The organism is Vibrio penaeicida, assembly GCF_030689305.1.
GTDB lineage: Bacteria > Pseudomonadota > Gammaproteobacteria > Enterobacterales > Vibrionaceae > Vibrio > Vibrio penaeicida_B.
The window spans coordinates 1-1630 of sequence record NZ_JAUYVM010000053.1; the positions used below are offsets into that span (position 1 = coordinate 1).

At 36.0% G+C, this 1630-nt stretch carries 1 protein-coding gene; it reads left to right on the forward strand.

Annotated elements, in window-relative coordinates; all coding sequences use genetic code 11:
• The first annotated feature begins 627 nt into the window (after positions 1-627).
• Positions 628-1473: a hypothetical protein gene (locus tag Q8W40_RS27905; protein ID WP_305402092.1), complete on the forward strand. Its 846-nt coding sequence runs from the start codon at positions 628-630 to the stop codon at positions 1471-1473.
• Positions 1474-1630: the final 157 nt, after the last annotated feature.

Consider the following 1630-nt stretch of genomic DNA (forward strand, 5'->3'; position numbering starts at 1 on the left):
TATGCCTGTTCGAAACTAACGGTGAGTCCACATATGGCGTCGTTGGTCTTTAAGCCGATTTGATCAACAACGCCGTTGAACGTATACATCCCCATTACCAAATTTGGTATAAGCAATGAGCCTTTTTATAGAGCCAGCAGGCGATGCTTCCGGCGTAAATGCGTGAGCGATGTTAATTAAACTCATGGATATAAAGAGTACAGATAGAGTCAAAAGCCGTTTCATAAGGTTACCTTAAAGATTTAAATGTCTTGCTTAACTTATTGATAATATAGAAAATATCATGATTTTGTTTGAGTGCCTTCAAGTATGCCACGGTAGATAGGTGGGTTATGGTTCTTGTTCAAAAAATTCAGCCTAACTCTCAGTTATTTATGATAAAAACCAGATTTTTCTGGCTGAATGTGTATTGCGACCAGTCGATAGGTTTCAATCGCACGTCTCCTTTTCTTCCTAAGATAAGCATTGCTACTTCGCCGTCATAAATTAGCTAAGCTCTATTAACCTATTAGATATGATAGCTATCAATAATAAGACTATAAGAATTGATAGTTTTATTTATTTATAGATTTAATAGAATGGCAACACTTCAAGAGAGCAGCAAACTGGAACATAAGACTACTAAATATGAATATTAAAAAAGTAGGATTAATCATTGGAGCTATCATTATAGTTCTGCTAACAATATATAGAATAGTCAATGCTGACCGCTCGGGATTAGCACTGGTTGAATGTAACCAAGATAAATATGTCGATACCTACGTAAACTTCTATGTAGATGCAGATATTTTGGTGAGTACAGAAGAGGCGATTATTAAGAATCGACTGGATAAGTTTGTTATTACATCAAATGAAATATTACGAAAATCTTGTATTCCAATAAAACGCCACGTTGGAGAAGTAACATTCATTGATACCAGTATGGTGGATTTAAACGAAATACGTTTTAGTGATCCGGTAGCTATGGCAAAGAATATACTTGAATCTGCAGGGCACGAAGGTGTTATAGAGCAGCATGATCATCAGCCTGGTGTTTATTTAGCTATTGTTTATGGTAATAGATATAAATCGAGAACAGAAAATTTTGATGGAATGGTAAATTTCAACCTGAGTAAGAGTGCATTTATATTGTCGTACAGCACAGCCAGCCATATATTGGAGCACGAGCTCGGTCATTTAGCGGGAGCGCTGCATCAAAATTCTGATATTGAATATATTAAAAAACATTACATTCATGATGATAGCTTTATTAAATCCTACACCGGTGGATATCAATGTTCAGGAAAAACAACGTTAATGCATATAGGTGTTGGGGGAAGCGGAACTTTCCTCGATAATCTGAAATTATATTCAAGCCCTGACATCAAATTTAATGGAAAGCCTTGTGGTGATGAAGCTAATGGGGATAACAGAAGAATAATGATTGAGAATTCAATTGAAATAGATAATGCCAGAAAATCTTTAGGAAATTAGAGAGTCTCCTTTATCTTTTAGGTATTGAGCTTTGAGGCGGGTCTAGATTTAGGGGGATACTGCATATAAACATCCCCTTATATGTAGTGGTCAACTAAAATTGGCCACAGTTTTGTAAGTTTCCCAGTAAAGTCTTTCCGACTCATTCGGAGTCAGG

What these genes read in the sequence shown, in the direction of transcription:
- Q8W40_RS27905 (WP_305402092.1), top strand. Translation starts at nt 628, where the DNA reads ATGAATATTAAAAAAGTAGGATTAATCATTGGAGCTATCATTATAGTT.